Origin of the sequence: Noviherbaspirillum denitrificans (genome assembly GCF_002211445.1) — a bacterium.
In the GTDB taxonomy this organism is placed as follows: domain Bacteria; phylum Pseudomonadota; class Gammaproteobacteria; order Burkholderiales; family Burkholderiaceae_D; genus Noviherbaspirillum; species Noviherbaspirillum denitrificans.
This window is the reverse complement of sequence record NZ_LSTO01000001.1, coordinates 853,493-856,562: the sequence shown is the minus strand read 5'-3', so window position 1 is coordinate 856,562 and position 3,070 is coordinate 853,493. Positions and strand designations below refer to the sequence as shown.

4 protein-coding genes are annotated in these 3,070 nt (G+C 62.8%); 2 read left to right on the top strand and 2 right to left on the bottom strand.

Annotated elements, in window-relative coordinates; genetic code table 11:
* Nucleotides 1–575: dihydrodipicolinate synthase family protein (locus AYR66_RS04310; protein WP_141104154.1), on the bottom strand; the 575-nt coding region annotated here is incomplete at its 3' end.
* 241 nt (nucleotides 576–816) lie between these two features.
* Between AYR66_RS04310 and AYR66_RS04305 the strand changes: the two genes are divergently transcribed.
* The gene (locus AYR66_RS04305; RefSeq protein WP_088706504.1) at nucleotides 817–1,947 is read left to right on the top strand and encodes a branched-chain amino acid ABC transporter substrate-binding protein; all 1,131 of its coding nucleotides are present in this window, start codon (nucleotides 817–819) and stop codon (nucleotides 1,945–1,947) included.
* 10 nt (nucleotides 1,948–1,957) lie between these two features.
* A complete protein-coding gene (locus AYR66_RS04300) occupies nucleotides 1,958–2,788 on the top strand; it encodes an AraC family transcriptional regulator (protein ID WP_234814749.1) in 831 nt (276 codons plus the stop codon).
* Here the strand turns inward: AYR66_RS04300 and AYR66_RS29300 are convergent.
* A partial coding sequence (locus AYR66_RS29300; RefSeq protein ID WP_206047053.1) for a diguanylate cyclase domain-containing protein occupies nucleotides 2,785–3,070 on the bottom strand: 286 nt, incomplete at its 5' end. The genes AYR66_RS04300 and AYR66_RS29300 overlap by 4 nt on opposite strands.

The following is a 3,070-nucleotide window of genomic DNA, read 5'->3' as shown; positions in this document are numbered from 1 at the left end:
TCGACGCCCATGAACAGCTGGAAGCGATCGCCGACCGTGTTGCGCAGGTCGGTAATGCGGCGCACGTTGTCGCTCGATTCTTTGATCGCGACGATCCATTCGCAGTCGGAAAGATCGACAAAATCCTGCGGCAGCAGATCAACCTTGTAGGACACCGGGTTGTTGTAAACCATGATCGGCAGTTGCGCCGCGCGGGCGATGGTGCGCAGGTTGTCCTTTGCCTCGCGCGCATCGGCGGCATACAGCACAGACGGCATGACCATCAGTCCCTGCACGCCGAGTTCCGCCGCCTTTTCGACGAAACGGCAGGCGGTCCGGGTACGGGTCTCGGACACGTTCACCAGCACCGGCACGCGCTTGTCGGCGGCTTCCAGTGCGACGCGGGTGACATCGAGCTTTTCCTCGAAGGACAGGGTGCTTGCCTCGCCCAGCGAACCGCAGGTGACGAGGCCATGCACGCCGCTGTCTACCTGGAAGGAATAGTGGCGTTGCATTTCGGCGAAGTCGAGGTCTTCGTTTTCCTTGAATTTGGTGGTGACGGCGGGGAATACACCTTCCCAACGGGCTTTGGACATCTTGATCTCCTCATGAATAAAAGTGCTGCGGGAAAGCGCACTGTAGATCCCGCCGGCAAGCCTCGCCATGTGCTTGTCCGCGCCTTTGATGCCGAAATCGGCACTGTGCGGAAGTCGGCACGAACGAGGCCAAAAATGCGCAAGACCGCGCGCCGCCAAAGACCCAAGATGTGCAGGACCGTGTGAAGTCCGGTTCAGAAAAATCAGCGGATCCAATATCCAATCGAGGAGATAGAACACCATGAAGCACCAGACATTCATCCTTGCCGCGGCGATCGCCGCCATCGCGCCCGTGGCTGGCGCACAGTCCATCGTGAAAATCGGCAGCGGCGCGCCGCTCACCGGCCCGAATGCGCATTACGGCAAGGACATCGAAAACGGCATCCAGCTCGCGATCGATGATTTGAACAAGAGCGGCATGACGATCGGCGGCAAGCCGGTGCGCTTTGAAGTCATCAGCAAGGACGACGCGTCCGATCCGAAGACCGGCACCCAGATCGCGCAGGCGCTGGTTGACGCGCGGGTGAACGGCGTGATCGGGCACTTCAATTCGAGCACCACGATTCCTGCTTCCAAGGTGTATTCCGATGCCGGCATTCCGCAAATCTCGCCCGCAGCGACCAACCCGAAATACACCCGGCAGGGTTTCAGTAGCGCCTTCCGCGTCGTACCGACCGACGACCAGCTTGGCGGCAATATCGGCCGCTTTGCAGTGGCCACGTTGAAGCTCAAGCGCTTTGCGGTGATCGACGATCGCACCGCCTACGGACAGGGTGTCGCCGATGAGTTCATCAAGGCCGCAAAGGAGGCCGGCGGAGAGATTGCGACGCGCCAGTACACCGGTAACCAGGCATCGGATTTCCGCGCGATACTCACTTCGATCAAGGGCGCCAAGGTGGACGGCATCTTCTACGGCGGAATGGATGCGCAGGGCGGCCCGCTGATGCGCCAGATGAAGGAACTCGGGATCAAGGTGCCGCTGCTCGGCGCGGACGGCATCTGCAGCCCGGAGATGGTCAAGCTGGCCGGCGACGCGATCGGCACCAAGGACTTGTACTGCTCGGAATCGGGTGTCGCGCTGACTGAAATGCCGGGCGGCGTCACTTTCCGAGACCGCTTCAAGGCACGCTTTGGCGCCGACGTGCAGGTGTATTCGCCGTATGCGTACGACGCGGTGATGATCATGGCCGGGGCAATGAAGAAGGCGGATTCGGTCGACCCGCAGGCCTACCTGCCCGAGCTCAAGCGCGCAAGCTACAACGGCGTGACCGGCAAGATCGAGTTCGACGCCAAGGGCGACCTGAAGGTGCCGACCATGACGATCTACACCTTCCATGGCCCGAAGCGCGAAGCCATCGCCGTGCTAAAGTAAGGATCCGCCCATGGGACGCATCACGGCTCGCTGGTTCGCCCAGGGCGGCAGCCATCCTCACAGGGAAGCCATGCAGCCCGAAGACCTTCCACATTTGCCGGAGCAAGGCGGCGCGCAACAGTTGCTGCGCGCGCTGCCGCCCGACCTCTTCTTCGCTGAGCCGCTGTTCGACGCGCTGCCGGACGTCGTGTTCTTCGTGAAGGATGCGCAAGCGCGCTATGTGCTGGTCAACAAGACGCTGGTGGCGCGCTGCGGCTTGCGCGAAAAGTCCGCGCTGCTCGGGCGCACGCCCACGGATGTCTTCGCCAGCCGCTTCGGCGCGACCTACCTCGCGCAGGATGAATCCGTGCTCTCGACCGGCAGCGAGATCCACGACCAGCTCGAATTGCACCTGTATCCGAACCGCGATCCGGGCTGGTGCCTGACGCACAAGATCCCGCTGCGCGACGCCGGCGGCCGCATCATCGGCCTGGCCGGCATTTCGCGCGACCTGGCGATGCCGGACAAGAAGCATCCGGTCTACCAGCGCATCGCCGCCGCCGCGCACTTCATCCAGGAGCACTACGATCAGAATGTGCAGTTCACCGAACTGGCCGCGCTGGCCAGCCTGTCGGTGTCGCAGATCGAACGCTATTTCAAGAAGATTTTCTATCTCAGCCCGCGCCAGATGCTGGTCAAGGCGCGGCTGGAAGCGGCGACGCGTATGCTGGCCGGCGACACGAGCATCACCGATGTCGCGATTGCCTGCGGCTACCACGACCACAGCGCGTTCAGCCGGCAGTTCAAGGCGACGGTGGGCGTGACGCCGACCGAGTACCGGGAAATGTTGCGGAAGGTTTAAACGGCGCGCTCGCCCGCATCGGCGGCGCGGTCGTCGGCGAAGTGATAACGGCCGCGCCCCGCCTCCTTTGCGCGATACATGGCGCGGTCCGCATCGACCAGCAGGGTGTGGGCCGAGCAGGACGCGTCGCCGGCCACAATGCCAATCGAAACGCCGAGCGTGCAGATCGCGTCGAACACGGCGAAGGGACGGTCCAGCGCAGCGATGCACTTTTCAGCGACCGCGCGCGCGGCATCTTTTGCGTCACCGCCTTCGATGTCGGCAAGCAGGACGATGAATTCG

Excerpts from the sequence above, each read along its gene's own strand:
- AYR66_RS04300 (WP_234814749.1), top strand. The coding sequence starts at position 1,958 with ATGGGACGCATCACGGCTCGCTGGTTCGCCCAGGGCGGCAGCCATCCT.
- AYR66_RS04305 (WP_088706504.1), top strand. The coding sequence starts at position 817 with ATGAAGCACCAGACATTCATCCTTGCCGCGGCGATCGCCGCCATCGCG.